Origin of the sequence: Ferrimonas sp. SCSIO 43195 (genome assembly GCF_023716685.1) — a bacterium.
Taxonomy (GTDB): Bacteria; Pseudomonadota; Gammaproteobacteria; order Enterobacterales; family Shewanellaceae; genus Ferrimonas; species Ferrimonas kyonanensis.
This window is the reverse complement of record NZ_CP072679.1, coordinates 3,895,280-3,911,158: the sequence shown is the minus strand read 5'-3', so window position 1 is coordinate 3,911,158 and position 15,879 is coordinate 3,895,280. Positions and strand designations below refer to the sequence as shown.

Sequence of the window (15,879 nt, the reverse complement as noted above, 5' to 3'; positions counted from 1 at the left end):
TAGTTAGCACACACGCTTGGCCCACTTTAGGTGGGCCTTTTTTGTTTCGCCGGCGGCACAACGGGGCGCCCTAGTGGCGAAGTCAGCACACGTGCCTGGCTGATGGCCAAGTCTGTTTTTCCGGCTCAATGGCGGAGCAACTAGGGCGCGAACACGCCAAATGGGTGATTGCAACCCGACCGGTTTTTGGCATTTAATGCTTTAGGGAAATTGTTTGTCAAGGAGCGAGAGGTGGCTGAGCGGAGCAACGCACACAATGCCCAGGTTTTGTTACGAGCGCAGGATCTGAGTAAGCACTTTGGCGACCTGGCCGCAGTCGACCATCTGAATCTGGCATTAATGTCTGGGGAGTGCTTTGGCTTATTGGGCCCCAATGGCGCCGGAAAATCCACCACCCTGGAGATGCTCGAGGGCATTCTCAAGCCCACCTCCGGGCGGGTTCTATTTAAAGAACAGCCCCTTTTAGACGATTATCGCCACCATATCGGCATTCAGTTTCAGGCGACGGCGCTACCGGAGCACCTGTCGGTGAGAGATTGCCTGACGCTGTTTGCCAGCCTGTATCGCACCACGGTGCCGCTGCCAGAGTTGGCACAGCAGTGCCGCCTCGACAGCCTCATGGACCAGCAACATCAGACGCTGTCCGGTGGCCAGCGACAACGACTGCTGCTGGCCCTGGCACTGATCAATCGCCCGCAACTGCTGTTCCTGGATGAGCCCACCACCGGCCTGGATCCCCAGGCCAGGCACAACTTCTGGCAGTTGATTCGGGATGTGCAAGCCACTGGTACCACCATCTTGCTGACCACCCATTACATGGATGAAGCGGAGCAGTTGTGCGATCGCATCGCCATCATGGATCACGGCCGGGTGTTGCGTCAGGATACGCCGGCGGCGCTGATTGCCGAGGCGTTTTTGTCCCGGATTGTCAGCCTGCCAGCCAGTGCCGGCCTGGGGCCGGATTGGCCACTGCCGGTTCAGCAGCGCAACGGCCTGCTGGAGTTCCAGACCGACGACGTCAATCAGGTGCTGGCGCTGTTGCAGCAGCATCAGGTCGATGTCACCAGCCTCAATATTCGCCGTCCCAACCTGGAAGACCTGTTTTTGACCCTGACCGGTCACCAACTGAGGAGCTGAGATGAAAAGTCTGTTGGCACTGATCCATGCTCGTAACCTGGAGTTTGTGCGGGACCGGTCGGCCCTGGGTTGGAGCCTGATGTTTCCCCTGATGCTGATCATCGGTTTCGGGGTGGCTTTCAGCGATACCGATCGGCCGGAGTACAAACTCGGGGTGCTGGGGTCGCCGCCTTACCTGGCGGCCCTGCAACAGACCCGTTATCTGCAGTTGATTCCCTACGACAATGAGGCGCTGGCCCGCAGTAAGGTCGGACGGCACCAGTTGGACCTGCTGTTGACCGAACGCGGTTACGTGGTTAACCCGGACTCGGCCAAGGGCTACCTGGCGGAACGGATTGTGCTGGGGGTGGTGGGGCCGTTGACGGCGACTCAGGAGCAGGGGCAGGCGGTACGTTACATCGACTGGTTAATGCCAGGCATCATCGGCATGAACATGATGTTTTCCGGCCTCTATGGCGTCGGGTATGTGATCATTCGCTACCGCAAGAACGGCGTGCTGAAACGCTATCAGGCCACGCCCATGAAGCCGTGGATTTTCATTCTGTCGCAAATTTGCAGTCGCATGCTGATGATGATGGCCACCGCCACCTTGGTGTTTGTGGCCTGTGCGTGGATGTTCTCCATCCCCATCATCGGTAACTTGCTGCTGCTGCTGATCACCGCACTGCTGGGGGCGCTGGCGTTAGTAAGTGTTGGCTTACTGGTGGCCTGCCGCACTCGTTCGGAGGAGTTTGGCAACGGGGTGCTGAACCTGATTGCCTGGCCGATGATGTTCCTGTCTGGCGTATGGTTCTCACTGGAGGGGACCGCCGAGTGGATCCAGGCGGTGGCGAAGCTGTTGCCACTTTCTCATCTCAATGCCGCATCCCGTGCCATTATTATTGACGGAGCTGGAGTGGCGACACTCTGGCCGCACTGGCTGGCGTTGACGACAATCTCCGTGGTGGCGATTGCCATCGGTGCCAAAGGATTCCGCTGGAACTAGGAGGCGCGAATGGCAAAGGTCTTGGGCGTAGGTGGGGTGTTTTTCAAGAGTGGCAACCCCACGGCACTGGGGCAATGGTACCGAGACCACCTGGGAATGGCGGTGGGTGAGTACGGGGCCGATTTTGTACCGGCCACCATGCCGGACAAGGGGATGACGGTGTGGTGTCCCTTTGCCGAGGATACGCAGTATTTCAGTCCGTCAGAAAAGGACTTTATGTTCAACCTGGTGGTGGACGATCTGGCCGAAGCCTTGAAGCAGGTGGTGGCCGGCGGCGGTCAGCAAGTGGGGGAGATCGTCAAAGAGAGTTACGGTCACTTTGGCTGGTTTCTGGATCCCGAAGGCAACAAAGTGGAGTTGTGGCAGCCGATGTAGTGGCATCGCTCCCCGTGGCTGATTACAATGTGCGCCGTTGAAACCGGCAGGAACATGAGAAGGGGCACAGGTGGAGCAGGACCAATACTGGATGCAGCAGGCCATGGCGTTGGCGGCTAAGGCCGAGGCCTTGGGAGAGGTGCCCGTTGGCGCGGTGCTGGTGAAAGCGGGCGTTAAGATCGCCGAAGGTTATAACCGCAGCATCACCGATCACGATCCCAGTGCCCACGCCGAGATGCAGTGCCTGAGGCAGGCCGGACTGGCGCTGCAGAATTACCGGCAGTTGGATACCACTCTGTACGTGACGCTGGAACCCTGTCCCATGTGTGCCGGTGCCCTGGTGCACGCTCGGGTCGGACGAGTGGTGTTTGGCGCCAGCGACCCCAAAACCGGCGCCGCAGGCAGTGTCATGGATCTGCTGCAACATCCCGCAATGAATCATCAGGCTGAGGTGTGTGGAGGGGTGTTGGCTGAGCCCTGCGCGACTCAGTTGAGTGATTTCTTTAAACGGCGCAGGGCGGAAAAGAAAGCCTTAAAGCAAGCTCAGAAGGCGTCGTCGAACGACGCGTCTTGAACGAACGACTTGCTCCGTTGCAGGACTTTCATATGGCCGCGTTTTCGCAGGGCCCGGCGGCGCTCTGATAAGCTGCTAAGTGCCTTGCGGCGGCGTGCTGGACTCTTCATAGAATCTCCTTACTGGTACTCTTTTTATTTATGGTATCCCCGTCTCTTTGCAGTTCGATGACATTGGGTAGGTTGGCAAAATCACGCTGACCGTGGCCGCTGGGGCCCAGTTCACAGTGTTGGCCGTGAGTGCGACGGATGCCGCTACGACGGGCTCAGATTGTGGAGCCGGCGCCGATTTTTATCTTGCCATTAGAGATAGCGACGATGGCGCCATTTTTCAACCCCTTTAAGGTGCTATCTCTATCAAATCTGGGATCTTATTGGCTATTTCGGTGGAAAGTTCTGTCCCGATCACTCTTGGTTTATCGCGACCTTCAACGGTGCCAGCATCGGCGGCAGTCGGGTTTCCAGCAGCACCAGAGTGTCGTAGTAACGTTTAATGTTGTCGACGTAGTGGGCTGCGACCCCGCCCTGAGCGAAGCCGTAACGGGTGCGCTGGTAGTAGCGCTTTTGAGTCAGCTTTGGCAGCACGGTTTTTACGTCCCGCCAACTGCTGGGGTTCAGGCCCTGGCGCTGGGCCAGCACGCGGGCATCTTCGACGTGCCCCAAGCCGATGTTGTAGGCAGCCAGGGCAAACCAGAACCGCTCGGGCTCGGGGATGGAGGCGGGCAGGCGCCGAATCAGGTCGTGCAGGTAGTCACTGCCGCCGCGTATGCTTTGCTGAGGATCCAGGCGATCGTCGACGCCGACCCGGCGGGCGGTGGAACGGGTGAGCATCATCATGCCTCGAACGCCGGTGGGAGAACGGGCTTTGGGGTTCCAGTGTGACTCCTGGTAGCTGATGGCGGCCAGTTGACGCCAGTCCAGCTCGCCGGCATAGGCTTTGAACCAGGGTTCATAACGGGCCAGCTTCTGCTCGACTGCTCGAATGAAGGCCCGAGTGTCGACGTAATCGAATCGCTCCACATGGCCGAAGTACTTCTCCTCCAATTGGGCAATGCGTCCGGCCTGCTTGAGCAGGTGCCAGTAATCCAGCAACTCGCTGAACAGGGCGTCGCTGCCTCTGGCATGCAGGGCCCAGCCGACGTCAAACTCCGGGCCGATGTCAAAAGCCGTGGCCAGCTCCGGGTGGATGCGACGACTGGCGGCCAGGGTTTTGTCATCGGCCAGGGTAAACGCCACTTCGCCACTGGCCACCTGGGCCAGCAGTTCATGGGCGGCCTGGGAGTCGGTTTCCTGCCATTGCACCTGAGTGCCCGCCAGGGCCAGATTGGCCAGCAGCTCGGCGTGGTTGGAGCCGGCCATCACCACCAGTGGCTGGGGCAGGGCATCGATGGCGTCAGGGCGGGGTTGGTTGCGGTTGTAGACGACCTGCAGGCGGGTCTGATAAAGCGGGGGACCAAAGCGCCAGAAGCTGCGGTTCAGGTGGGTATCGGCAAGGCTGGAGGCGATCAGATCCAGTTTGCCATTGCTCATGTCATTGTACAGCTCAGGCAGTGAGGCGTAGGGAATGATGGTGAGCTCGCGCTGCAGGTGATTGGCAAAACCCTCGGCCAGCTCATAATCCAGTCCCTGTGGGCCCGCCGCTCCCACCACATAGGTAGTCGGGCCGTACAGGGTGCCGACGCGCAGTGGCTTATCCGGTTCAGGCTTGGGGGCCGCCGGGGTCTCGATCTCCAGCCGCATGCAGCCGCCCAGTGTCAGGCACAGGCAGATAAGCAAGCTTCTTGATGTTATTAACTTATTTAAAATCAGCCCCATCTTCCGTTCATTGTAGACTGTTTTGCGACCGCCCTTTCCACTATAATGGCGCCACCTTGGTTTCCGGAAACTGTGATCCAGGTCGGAGCACGGTTAACGGAATTGAGCCCTACACATAACTATATAAGGTAAAAATACCGTGATTAAGATCCTCCGCGGCGCGCCGGCGCTGTCCGCGTTTCGGGTCCACAAGCTGCTTACGGCTTGCCAAAACGCGACTCTCCCGGTCTCTGATCTTTACGCTGAATACTGCCATTTTGCCCACCTCTCCGCGCCGCTCGACTCCGAGCAAACGACTCACCTCGAACAGATATTAACCTACGGCCCTCGACTGGAACAGCATGATCCTCAAGGAAAATTGCTTCTGGTTGTACCACGCCCCGGCACCATCTCCCCCTGGTCCTCCAAAGCCACTGACATCGCCCATAACTGCGGCCTTAGCTCGGTACAGCGATTGGAGCGCGGCGTCGCCTGGTACGTCAAGCTTGAGGGTGAGTTGAGTGATGAGCAGCAGCGTCAGCTGTTGAACTTGCTCCATGATCGCATGGTTGAAGCGGTGCTGACCGACTTTGAACAGGCCGAGTCGCTGTTCGTGACCGCCGAGCCCGGTGAGCTGAAGTCGGTGGACATCCTCGGCGGTGGCCGTCAGGCACTGGTGGCCGCCAATACCAGCATGGGGCTGGCACTGGCCGACGATGAGATTGACTACCTGGTGGAGAACTTCTCCCGCCTGGAACGCAATCCCAACGACATTGAGCTGTGCATGTTTGCCCAGGCCAACTCCGAGCACTGTCGGCATAAAATCTTCAACGCGGACTGGACCATTGACGGCGAGGCACAGCCTAAATCGCTGTTCAAGATGATCAAGAATACCTTTGAACAGACACCGGAATACGTGTTGTCGGCCTACAAGGACAACGCCGCGGTGATGACCGGCTCTACCGCCGGGCGTTTCTTCCCTAATGAAGACGGCAGTTATCAATACCATCAGGAACCGGTTCACATCCTGATGAAGGTGGAAACCCACAACCACCCGACCGCCATTAGCCCCTATCCGGGCGCGGCCACCGGCTCCGGTGGTGAGATTCGCGATGAAGGTGCTACCGGACGAGGCTCAAAGCCGAAGGCCGGTCTGACTGGCTTTACGGTATCCAACCTCAATATTCCCGGCTTCGAACAGCCCTGGGAGCAGGCCTACGGCAAACCGGATCGCATCGTGACTCCCCTGGAGATCATGACCGAAGGGCCCCTGGGGGGCGCCGCGTTTAACAACGAATTTGGTCGTCCGGCGCTGCTGGGGTATTTCCGTACCTACGAGCAGGAAGTGGCCAGCTTTAATGGCACCGAAGTGCGCGGCTATCACAAGCCGATCATGTTGGCGGGTGGCCTGGGTAACATTCGCGAAGAACACGTCCAAAAAGGTGAGATTCCCGTCGGCGCCAAGTTGATTGTACTGGGCGGCCCGGCAATGAACATCGGCCTGGGCGGTGGCGCGGCCTCTTCCATGGCTTCTGGCCAATCGTCCGAAGATCTGGATTTTGCCTCGGTGCAGCGGGAGAACCCGGAGATTGAACGTCGCTGCCAGGAGGTGATCGATCGCTGCTGGCAACTGGGGGACGACAACCCCATCGCCTTTATTCACGATGTCGGCGCCGGCGGTCTGTCCAATGCCATGCCCGAACTGGTGGACGACGGTGGTCGTGGCGGCCGCTTCCAGTTACGGGACGTGCCTAACGATGAGCCTGGCATGTCGCCACTGGAGATCTGGTGCAACGAATCTCAGGAGCGCTACGTGATGGCGGTGGCGGCCGAGGATCTGCCCCGTTTCGATGCCATCTGTCGCCGGGAACGTGCCCCGTATGCGGTGATTGGTGAAGCCACCGAGGCTCGCCACCTGAGCCTGGAAGACAGCCATTTTGACAACACTCCTATCGATATGCCGATGGAGGTGCTGTTGGGTAAGGCACCGAAGATGCACCGGGATGTGACCTCCGAACGTTGCCAGGCGCCGGCACTGGACCTGTCGGGCATCAAAGCCGCCGACGCGGTGCGCCGGGTTCTGCGCCTGCCGGCAGTGGCGGAGAAGACCTTCCTGATCACCATCGGTGACCGCTCGGTGACCGGTCTTGTGGCCCGCGATCAGATGGTGGGGCCTTGGCAGGTGCCGGTGGCCAACTGTGCGGTTACCGCGGCCTCACTGGACAGCTATCACGGTGAAGCGATGTCCATGGGTGAGCGTACCCCCCTGGCACTGATCAACTACGGTGCGTCTGCCCGCATGGCCGTCGGTGAAGCGCTGACCAATATCGCCTGCGCCGACATCGGCTCACTGAAGCACATTAAATTGTCTGCCAACTGGATGGCCGCCGCCGGTCATCCGGGTGAAGATGCCGGCCTGTATGAGGCGGTTAAGGCCGTGGGTGAGGAGTTGTGTCCGGCCCTGGGGTTGACCATTCCTGTGGGTAAGGACTCCATGTCCATGAAGACCGCCTGGACCGATGACGGCCAGGATAAGAGTGTCACTTCGCCGCTGTCATTGGTGATCACCGCTTTTGGTCGAGTAAACGACGTTCGCCATACCCTGACGCCTCAGCTGCGGCTGGATAAGGGCGATACGCAGTTGCTGTACATCGATCTCGGTGATGGCCAAAGTCGCCTTGGCGGCTCGGCGCTGGCTCAGGTGTACAATCAGTTGGGCAACCAGGCCCCGGATGTGGATCAGCCGGAGTTGCTGAAGGGCTTCTTCAACGCCCTGCAGTCGCTGATCGCCGAGCAGCGCTTGCTGGCCTATCACGATAAGGGTGACGGCGGTGTGCTGGTGACCCTGGCCGAAATGGCCTTTGCCGGCAAAGCCGGCCTCGAGGCGGATCTGACCGCCCTGGCCGGTGACCGATTGGCTAAGTTGTTTAACGAAGAGCTGGGCGTGGTGTTGCAGGTGACCACCGAGCAGTTGGCGCAGGTTCAGCAGACGCTGGCAGAGCACGGACTGGCTCAGTGCAGCCATGTCATCGGCAGTGCCAACGACGGTGAGCGGCTGGTGATCACCGATGGCGGTGACACCGTGCTGGACGAGAGCCGTACCGAGCTCAGAGGCATCTGGGCGGAAACCACCCTGGCGATGCAGTCGCTGCGGGACAACCCCCAGTGCGCCGAAGAGGAGCACCAGGGCAAACTCAACGCCGACGATCCGGGTTTGTCGGTCAGCCTCGGCTTTGATCCGGCCGAAGACGTGGCGGCGCCCTATATCCTCAAGGGCAGTGCGCCGAAAATGGCCATCTTGCGTGAGCAGGGGGTGAACTCCCACGTGGAGATGGCGGCGGCGTTTGATCGGGCCGGCTTCGACGCGGTGGATGTGCACATGAGTGACATTCTCGAGGGACGCCTGACGCTGGAACAGTTCCAGGGGCTGGTGGCCTGTGGCGGCTTCTCCTACGGCGACGTTCTCGGCGCCGGTGAGGGCTGGGCCAAATCGATCCTATTCAACGATCGAGCCCGTGAGCAGTTCCAGGGGTTCTTTGAGCGCAGTGACTCCCTGGCTCTGGGGGTGTGTAATGGCTGCCAGATGCTGTCCAACCTGAAGGGGATCATTCCCGGCTCTGAACACTGGCCGCACTTCGTCCGCAATCGCTCTGAACGCTTTGAGGCTCGCTTCTCCCTGGTGGAGGTTCAGCAAAGCCCGAGCCTGTTCTTTGATGGCATGGCCGGTTCCAGAATGCCCATTGCCGTGTCCCACGGTGAGGGGCGGGCCGAGTTTGCCAGCCAGCAGGCGTTTAAAGCGGCGGATGCGTCCGGAACGGTGGCCTTGCGTTACCTGAACCACCAAGGGTTGATCGCCAGCGCTTATCCGGCGAACCCCAATGGCTCTCCGGCCGGGATTACCGGCCTGACCACCACCGACGGCAAAGTGACCATCATGATGCCGCATCCGGAGCGGGTGTTCCGCACCGTAGCCAACTCCTGGCACCCGGATGAGTGGGGAGAAGACAGCCCGTGGATGCGGATGTTCCGCAACGCTCGGGTGGCCCTGGGTTAACCTCGACATCAGCACGACAAAGCCCGGCACTGCCGGGCTTTTTTGTGTCCTCAGGGCCGAGGGGGGCGGTGTCGGCTGCGCAGCACCGTTGCCGGGATCGGCACCGAATCTGACACTGAATCAGCTTACCCGTGGATGTTGTCTTGGCGCAATATTTGGGCTGCTTTGAGGCGTATTCTGGGACAGAAGCGGCGACAAAAAAAAGGCCGCATCCCGGGGAGGGAGCGGCCAAAGAATGCGCTAGCATTTCGCAAAGAAGGTGATACTTGCCTGTCGACACTCAACAGGCCAGGCGATCACTGAACCTGTTGGCGGTACAGTTCGGAAAAGCTACGTTGGTACAGCTTAACCAAGCGATGCAGTAGTTGAGTCATAAGAGCCTCCCCTTAACATGAATGAGTTGATTGTGTTCAGAATCGAAGCGATGTGTTGATTAATCCATCATCTCGTTTCGATGGGGCTATAGTAGATTCGACTGCGGTGGTTGGCAAACTAGAAAAACTCTATTTTCGGATTAGTTTTTCTTATTAAATATCCCTTGTGATGCGATTGTTGTTTTTTAACATTTATTTAATTTCTATATTTTTTAGTAATTTACAGCTATTTGTTGTCTGATCGTTTATTTTGTAGCCGTACTTATATTTGGCCAAACTCGTTAGCTGGCACTGCATGAATCTGAGTACTGCGAGGGTGAATAAAACTCACCTTGAATTTATTAACATTTGATTGATATCTAACCCTTTTTTGTTATCTCTCAATAATTGTGAGTCAGCTCCCAAAAGTGATCAGAGTATTCTGGCAGGGATTGAGGGGTGGGCAGAGGGAATGATATAAAATTGGCTGAATTGCTAGCTGATTCTCTGCTTAACTTTCCGGTGCAGGAGAGCACGGCAGAGTCACAGAGAGGCAAGGAGTGTTAACGGATGGTTGCAGTAAGTGCTTGGAGGCCTGTCATGGATGTAGCGGTGAACCCCTGCTTCTTTGCGTCCCTCTCTGTCGCAGGCCCGAGACTGAGCCCGCGCCAAACTCCAGCAGCCCGGTGTGGTTGTGATGCCCCAATTTGTTCAGGCTTTTTGTCTTTATTTTTTTCTGTACCCCATAACCTATTCCTGAATTCCGGCGCCGCTTCGGCGGCGCGGCAGGCGTAAGGAGACTCCAATGATTGTCGATGAAGTAGTCGATCTATCGCGGTTGCAATTTGCACTGACGGCGATGTATCACTTCCTGTTTGTTCCACTCACCCTGGGTATGGCGTTCCTGCTTGCCATCATGGAATCACTGTATGTGATGACCGATAAGCAAGTGTATAAGGACATGACCAAGTTCTGGGGCAAGCTCTTTGCCATTAACTTTGCCCTGGGGGTGACCACAGGCATTACCATGGAGTTCCAGTTCGGTACCAACTGGGCTTACTACTCCCACTACGTCGGCGACATCTTCGGGGCCCCGCTGGCCATCGAAGCGCTGATGGCCTTCTTCCTGGAGTCGACGCTCATCGGTCTGTTCTTCTTCGGGTGGGATCGCCTCTCCAAGCGTCAGCACCTGGCAGTAACCTGGCTGGTTGCCCTGGGCTCCAACATGTCGGCGCTGTGGATTCTGATCGCCAACGGCTGGATGCAGAACCCCATCGGCGCCGAATTCAACTACGTCACCATGCGGATGGAGATGGCCAGCTTTGCCGAGCTGATCTTCAACCCGGTGGCTCAGGTGAAATTTGTCCACACCGTCGCCTCCGGTTACGTCACCGGTTCGGTGTTCGTGCTGGCCATCAGCTCCTACTACCTGCTGAAAGGGCGTGACATCGCCTTTGCCAAGCGCTCCTTCTACATCGCCTCCGCCTTTGGTCTGGCATCCATTCTGTCGGTCATCGTCCTAGGTGACGAATCTGGCTATGAGATGGGTGACGTACAGAAGGTGAAACTGGCGGCGGTGGAAGCGGAGTGGGATACCCACCCGGCACCGGCGTCGTTTACCGCCATCGGCATCCCCGACAGCGAGAACATGGAAACCAACTACGCGGTTAAGATTCCCTACCTGATGGGCATCATCGCCACCCGTTCTCTGGACGAGGAGGTGATGGGCATCAAAGACATCAAAGTGGAGCACGAAGCCCGCATTCGCAGCGGCATGGTGGCCTACACCCTGCTGCAGAAAGTGCGTGACGGCTCGGCCAACGACGACGAGATTGCCCAGTTCCAGGAACGTAAGGTCGATCTGGGTTATGGCTTCCTGCTGAAGCGTTACCTGGATGAGATCGATCAGGCCAGCGAAGCCCAGATTCAGGCGGCCGTGGACGACTCCATTCCTAATGTAGGCCCGATGTTCTGGTCCTTCCGGGTGATGGTGGGTCTGGGTGTGGTGATGCTGATTGTTATCGGCCTGGCCTTCCTGCAGAGCGCCAAGCAACGGGTACTGGATAAGCCTTGGTTGCTGAAACTGGCGATTGTGATTCTGCCTGCCCCTTGGCTGGCGATTCAGTGTGGTTGGTTTGTGGCCGAATACGGTCGTCAGCCATGGACCATTGCCGAGATTCTGCCAACCGCCATGTCCACCTCCAGCCTCAGTGCCAGTGAGCTGATCTTCAGCATTGCGCTGATCTGCGGCTTCTACACTCTGGCGCTGGTGGTCGAGATGTTCCTGATGTTCCGCTTTGCCCGTCTGGGTCCAAGCAGCCTCAAGACCGGCCGCTACCACTTCGAATCTGCGGATAACGCCGCCGAAGACGCCCGTTTGCTGGCGAAACTGACTAAAGCTCGACAGTCTCGTGAAGACGCCAAGGAGGCCACTAGCCATGCTTGATTATGAAACTCTACGCGCTATCTGGTGGCTGCTGGTTATCGTTCTGATGATCGGTTTCTCCGTCACCGATGGCTTCGACATGGGAGTGGGCGCCCTGCTGCCCTTCCTGGGTAAAAACGACAACGAGCGTCGGGTGATGATCAACTCCATCGCCCCTCACTGGGACGGCAACCAGGTGTGGCTGCTGACCGCCGCCGGAGCCATCTTTGCGGCCTGGCCTCTGGTTTACGCCGCGGCATTCTCTGGCTTCTACATCGCCATGGTGCTGGTGTTGTTTGCCTTGTTCTTCCGGCCTATCGGCTTTGACTACCGGTCAAAGATCGAAGACAAACGCTGGCGTGATGCCTGGGACTGGGGCCTGTTCATCGGCGGCCTGGTTCCGCCGCTGATCATCGGCGTGGCCTTCGGTAACCTGTTGCAAGGCGTACCGTTTGAATACGACGAGTACCTGCGGGTGTTCTACCGCGGCAGCTTCTTCGGCCTGCTGAATGGCTTTGCGTTGCTGGTGGGACTGCTGTGTGTGTCGATGTTCCTGCTGCAAGGTTGCACCTGGCTGGGAATGAAGACCGACGGTGCTCTGTATCAGCGCGTTCGCAAGGCCACTCAGGTGATTGGTCTGTCCGGCGCGGTACTGTTCGTGCTGGCAGGTCTGTGGCTGTACAGCGGCATCGATGGCTACGTCATTACCTCTGCCCTGGACCACAATGGCCCGTCAAACCCGACCCTGAAGACCGCGGAAGCGGCGGCAGGGGCCTGGTTTAACAACTACAACGCCATGCCGGTGCTGTATTTGTTGCCATTGCTGGCGGTGGTCATGCCACTGCTGACGGCGGTGCTGACTGCCGCTAACCGCAATGGCCTGGCCTTTGTCACCAGTTCACTGAACCTGGTGGCGGTGATTGTGACGGCGGCGATTTCGTTGTTCCCGTTCGTGATGCCATCGTCTCTGAACCCAAGCCACTCCCTCACCATGTGGGATGCCACCAGTTCTGAGATGACCCTGACCATCATGTTTGTGGTGGCGTGCATCTTCGTGCCGCTCATCCTGTGTTACACCACCTGGTGTTACATCAAGATGTACGGTCGATTGAACAACGACTTTATTGAATCCAACAAGCACTCTCTGTATTAAGGAGCCGACACTATGTGGTATTTCACCTGGATTCTCGGCGTGCTGTTGGCCTGTGCATTTGGCATCATCAATGCCTTATGGTACGAGCACTCAGACGAGATGGCTAAAAAAGCCGAGAAGAATCAAGACTAAACCTATTTGATTCCGACTAAGCCGCCCCTAGGGCGGCTTTTTTGTGTCCGCATGACCCGGCGCATGTTGTGCCTAACATCGGCTTTGATTGCCGTAGGACAACCGCAGGCGAAGAGCAGCCACTGCAGCAGCGTAGAGGCTAAGCGCTGGTGAGGCCCGGCCAAACCCTGACTCAGCGTGCGCTTGAGTGCATTGATGCCACAGGGGCATGCGGCAGCGCCGGTGGTACCAACCTCACTGTGCTGAGCATGCTGAACGCGGTGGATGCGGGTAACTGTGGATAAGGCGCCAGCGACTGTCTTGCGTTTGCGCCAGGGTTGTGTCCGGAACGACCCGCTTATCTTTGCTCAAAGGGGCTGATTCGGGGCCAAAAAAATCCCGCCTGGTGGCGGGATTGTTATGTGGTGAAGCCGGCTTAGGCCTTGAAGTGCGACAGCTGATTTCTCAGCTCGGCCGCCAGGGAGGTCAACTGCTCGGACGCATCGACGGTCTGACCGGCGGTTTGCTCCGATTCCCGAGCCAGCTCGGTAATGCCGTTGATGTTGCGGGCAATCTCCTCGGCTACGGACCCCTGCTGTTCGGTGGCGGTAGCGATGGAGGTGGCGTTCTGAGACAGGTCGGTGACGCTGTGAGAGATCTCGGTCAGCGAGTCACCGGCCTGAACGCTCAGCTGCGACGAGGTCTCGCCCAGTTTGCGGCTTTCGTGCATCTGTCCAACCGCGTCCTGGGTGCGCTGCTGCAGCTGCTCGATGGTGGTGGTGATCTCACTGATGGAGTTCTGGGTTCGCTGTGCCAGGGTGCGTACCTCGTCGGCTACCACCGCGAAGCCACGTCCCTGCTCGCCGGCCCGGGCGGCTTCGATGGCGGCGTTCAGCGCCAGCAAGTTGGTTTGCTCGGCGATCTCGTTAATCACCTGAATCACCTTGGTGATGGCGTGGCTGCCCTCTTCGACTCGACCGATGGCCTGATTGCCGCCCTCCAGGGCATTGCCCAGGGCCTGCATCTGCTCAATCACTTTATCCACCTGTTGATCGCCATCTTTGGCGGCCTGGTCGACGGCCACGGTCTGTTCGGCCGAGCTGGTGGCGTGACGGGCCACTTCCTGCACCGAGGTGGTTAACTCTTCGACGGCGGCGGCAATCTGATCCGTTTGCTGCATCATCTGCTGGGCGCCACTGCCGTTAACCTCGGCGACGTTCTGCATGTCGGCGGCAGACTGTTCCAGTTTGGAGGTGGACTGCTGCAGGGTGCCAATCAGCTCCCTCAGGTTGGCGGTCATAAAGGCGACGCTGTTGGTGATGCGGTGCACCTCGTTGTTGCTCTGGTCACTGGCATTGTTGAGGGCGATGTTCAGTTCACCCTGGCCGATGGCTTCGACCTGCTTGCACAGCACTGTCAGTGGCTTCAGGTTGCGGGCCAGCATGATCCACAGCAGGACGGTGATCAGCACACAACCAAACAGCGACAGGCCGATGTTGGTCTGGGCCAGCGGCAGCAGGGCGTGTTTCAGCTCTTTCTCCGGTACCTGCAGGGTCACCATCCAGTTAGCGTCTGGCACCGGCATCGCCAGCATGTACCAGCTGTCGCCGTTGCGGGTGAAGTTGGACTCGGTCCGCTGTTTCTGGGCCAGGGCCGGGCCATAGATGGACTGGCCCTGGTCATCGGTGAACTGGCTTTGATTCTGGCCGGTATACTCCGGGTGGTACATGAAACCGCCGTCTTCGTAGCGCAGCAGCGATACGTAGCCGGTCTGGCCGATGGTGATTGCCGCCAGGGCGTCGCCCATGGACTGCATCATCTCGGTGACGTCCTGACCGATGTAGAGGATGCCGATCACCTGACCGGCTTCGTCGCGGATGGGACGGTAGCTGGTGGCGTAGCGCTTACCAAACAGGGTCGCGTAACCTTCGTAGGACTTGCCGGCCATGATCAGCGAGTAGGCCGGATGGTTCTTGCCCAGCTTGGTGCCGGTGGCCCGCTTACCGTCTTGTTTGCGCAGTGACGATGAGATGCGGGTAAAGTCATCGCCGTCTTTAACGAATACGGTGGCATTGCCGCCGGTCATGTTGGCAAAGCGATCCACGTGGGCGACGGCGCTGTTGACCAGGCTGCGACCGTGGCGCAGTCCCGGAGCGTTGGCGCCGGCGATGTTGATTCGACGGTCCATCAGGGTGAAGGTATTGGAGAACATCTTGTCAAACAGGTCGGCATTGGTGCGCACTTGTTTGATCAGCAGTTTGTATTGCAAATCCAGAGTGTCGGACAGGGTTCGGGCCATCTCGGCCTCGGACTCCTGCAGTGTTTCGATAAGGCTGTCGGCGGCGACCCGGTAGCCGAAGAAGCCGGTCATGGAAAAGGTGAGGATAGTCAGCAGCAAAGCAGAAACGCCGATTTGACGGCCAATGTTCCAGAAGCGGAAATCCATGTTGTCCCCTGTTAATTTTTATTTTTAAGCGTCGTTCAGGCGCGGGAGTTGGTGCAGCACAGAGTAAATTAATTCGTCTGCGAAAGGGTTGATCGGGGTCACATGCACCTAACGGCATAATGGGATTCATCCTGCAAAGTGAACCGGTACTCTTTGGTTGGTTTTTCAAGTGGTAAAAGTTACATTGATGGGCAAAGACTCACTGTGGGAATCGAACATGCGCTGGATGGGAATGACCGTCGCCGCCGTGCTGCTGCTCAGTGGCTGCAGCCGTATTACGCAAGAAAATTACGATAAGCTGGAACTGGGAATGTCCAAGGCCGATGTGGAAGCGGTGATTGGCCGGGCCGATGACTGCTCTGGCTCCATGGGCACCGAAACCTGCGTCTGGGGCACCGATCAACGGCAGATCAAGGTGGGATTTGCGGCCGATCGCGCCATGTTGTTTACCCATAAAGGCCTGTAGACAGCAT

General features: G+C 58.3%; 11 protein-coding genes. 9 read left to right on the top strand and 2 right to left on the bottom strand.

Annotation, left to right across the window (positions count from 1 at the left end):
• Positions 1-231: 231 nt before the first annotated feature.
• The 4 genes from J8Z22_RS18000 to tadA all read left to right on the top strand — a co-directional run bounded on the left by J8Z22_RS18000 (position 232) and on the right by tadA (position 3,071).
• Positions 232-1,137 carry an ABC transporter ATP-binding protein gene (locus J8Z22_RS18000; RefSeq protein ID WP_252007350.1) on the top strand — a complete coding sequence of 302 codons (906 nt, stop codon included), beginning with the start codon at positions 232-234 and terminating at the stop codon, positions 1,135-1,137.
• A gap of 1 nt (position 1,138) precedes the next feature.
• The gene (locus J8Z22_RS17995; protein WP_028112162.1) at positions 1,139-2,122 is read left to right on the top strand and encodes an ABC transporter permease; all 984 of its coding nucleotides are present in this window, start codon (positions 1,139-1,141) and stop codon (positions 2,120-2,122) included.
• Positions 2,123-2,131: 9 nt separating this feature from the next.
• The gene (locus tag J8Z22_RS17990; RefSeq protein WP_252007348.1) at positions 2,132-2,497 is read left to right on the top strand and encodes a VOC family protein; all 366 of its coding nucleotides are present in this window, start codon (positions 2,132-2,134) and stop codon (positions 2,495-2,497) included.
• A 91-nt stretch (positions 2,498-2,588) separates the two neighbouring features.
• On the top strand, positions 2,589-3,071 hold the full coding sequence (tadA, locus tag J8Z22_RS17985; protein ID WP_035415522.1) for a tRNA adenosine(34) deaminase TadA: 483 nt from the start codon (positions 2,589-2,591) through the stop codon (positions 3,069-3,071).
• Positions 3,072-3,475: 404 nt separating this feature from the next.
• On the opposite strand, the gene mltF is transcribed toward tadA, so the two are convergent.
• The gene (gene mltF / locus J8Z22_RS17980) at positions 3,476-4,885 is read right to left on the bottom strand and encodes a membrane-bound lytic murein transglycosylase MltF (RefSeq protein WP_252007346.1); all 1,410 of its coding nucleotides are present in this window, start codon (positions 4,883-4,885) and stop codon (positions 3,476-3,478) included.
• A gap of 142 nt (positions 4,886-5,027) precedes the next feature.
• Between mltF and purL the strand changes: the two genes are divergently transcribed.
• The 4 genes from purL (at position 5,028) to cydX (ending at position 12,981) form a co-directional block, all read left to right on the top strand.
• Positions 5,028-8,918 (top strand): phosphoribosylformylglycinamidine synthase, encoded by a 3,891-nt coding sequence (purL, locus tag J8Z22_RS17975; RefSeq protein WP_252010495.1) that lies wholly within the window; start codon positions 5,028-5,030, stop codon positions 8,916-8,918.
• 1,158 nt (positions 8,919-10,076) lie between these two features.
• A complete protein-coding gene (locus J8Z22_RS17970; RefSeq protein WP_051252459.1) occupies positions 10,077-11,717 on the top strand; it encodes a cytochrome ubiquinol oxidase subunit I in 1,641 nt (546 codons plus the stop codon).
• On the top strand, positions 11,710-12,849 hold the full coding sequence (gene cydB / locus J8Z22_RS17965) for a cytochrome d ubiquinol oxidase subunit II (RefSeq protein ID WP_028112159.1): 1,140 nt from the start codon (positions 11,710-11,712) through the stop codon (positions 12,847-12,849). The genes J8Z22_RS17970 and cydB overlap by 8 nt, the downstream gene beginning before the upstream one ends.
• Before the next feature lie 12 nt (positions 12,850-12,861).
• Positions 12,862-12,981, top strand: coding sequence for a cytochrome bd-I oxidase subunit CydX (gene cydX, locus J8Z22_RS17960; RefSeq protein WP_028112158.1), 120 nt, complete (start codon positions 12,862-12,864; stop codon positions 12,979-12,981).
• A gap of 415 nt (positions 12,982-13,396) precedes the next feature.
• On the opposite strand, the gene J8Z22_RS17955 is transcribed toward cydX, so the two are convergent.
• A complete protein-coding gene (locus J8Z22_RS17955) occupies positions 13,397-15,406 on the bottom strand; it encodes a methyl-accepting chemotaxis protein (RefSeq protein ID WP_028112157.1) in 2,010 nt (669 codons plus the stop codon).
• Between the two features lie 187 nt (positions 15,407-15,593).
• Between J8Z22_RS17955 and J8Z22_RS17950 the strand changes: the two genes are divergently transcribed.
• Entirely contained in the window at positions 15,594-15,872 is a 279-nt protein-coding gene (locus J8Z22_RS17950) for an outer membrane protein assembly factor BamE (protein WP_252007344.1), read from the top strand.
• The last annotated feature ends 7 nt before the right edge of the window (positions 15,873-15,879 follow it).

Excerpts from the sequence above, each read along its gene's own strand:
- J8Z22_RS17995 (WP_028112162.1), top strand. The coding sequence starts at position 1,139 with ATGAAAAGTCTGTTGGCACTGATCCATGCTCGTAACCTGGAGTTTGTG.
- J8Z22_RS17990 (WP_252007348.1), top strand. The coding sequence starts at position 2,132 with ATGGCAAAGGTCTTGGGCGTAGGTGGGGTGTTTTTCAAGAGTGGCAAC.
- tadA (WP_035415522.1), top strand. The coding sequence starts at position 2,589 with ATGCAGCAGGCCATGGCGTTGGCGGCTAAGGCCGAGGCCTTGGGAGAG.
- mltF (WP_252007346.1), bottom strand. The coding sequence starts at position 4,885 with ATGGGGCTGATTTTAAATAAGTTAATAACATCAAGAAGCTTGCTTATC.
- J8Z22_RS17970 (WP_051252459.1), top strand. The coding sequence starts at position 10,077 with ATGATTGTCGATGAAGTAGTCGATCTATCGCGGTTGCAATTTGCACTG.
- cydB (WP_028112159.1), top strand. The coding sequence starts at position 11,710 with ATGCTTGATTATGAAACTCTACGCGCTATCTGGTGGCTGCTGGTTATC.
- cydX (WP_028112158.1), top strand. The coding sequence starts at position 12,862 with ATGTGGTATTTCACCTGGATTCTCGGCGTGCTGTTGGCCTGTGCATTT.
- J8Z22_RS17955 (WP_028112157.1), bottom strand. The coding sequence starts at position 15,406 with ATGGATTTCCGCTTCTGGAACATTGGCCGTCAAATCGGCGTTTCTGCT.
- J8Z22_RS17950 (WP_252007344.1), top strand. The coding sequence starts at position 15,594 with ATGGGCAAAGACTCACTGTGGGAATCGAACATGCGCTGGATGGGAATG.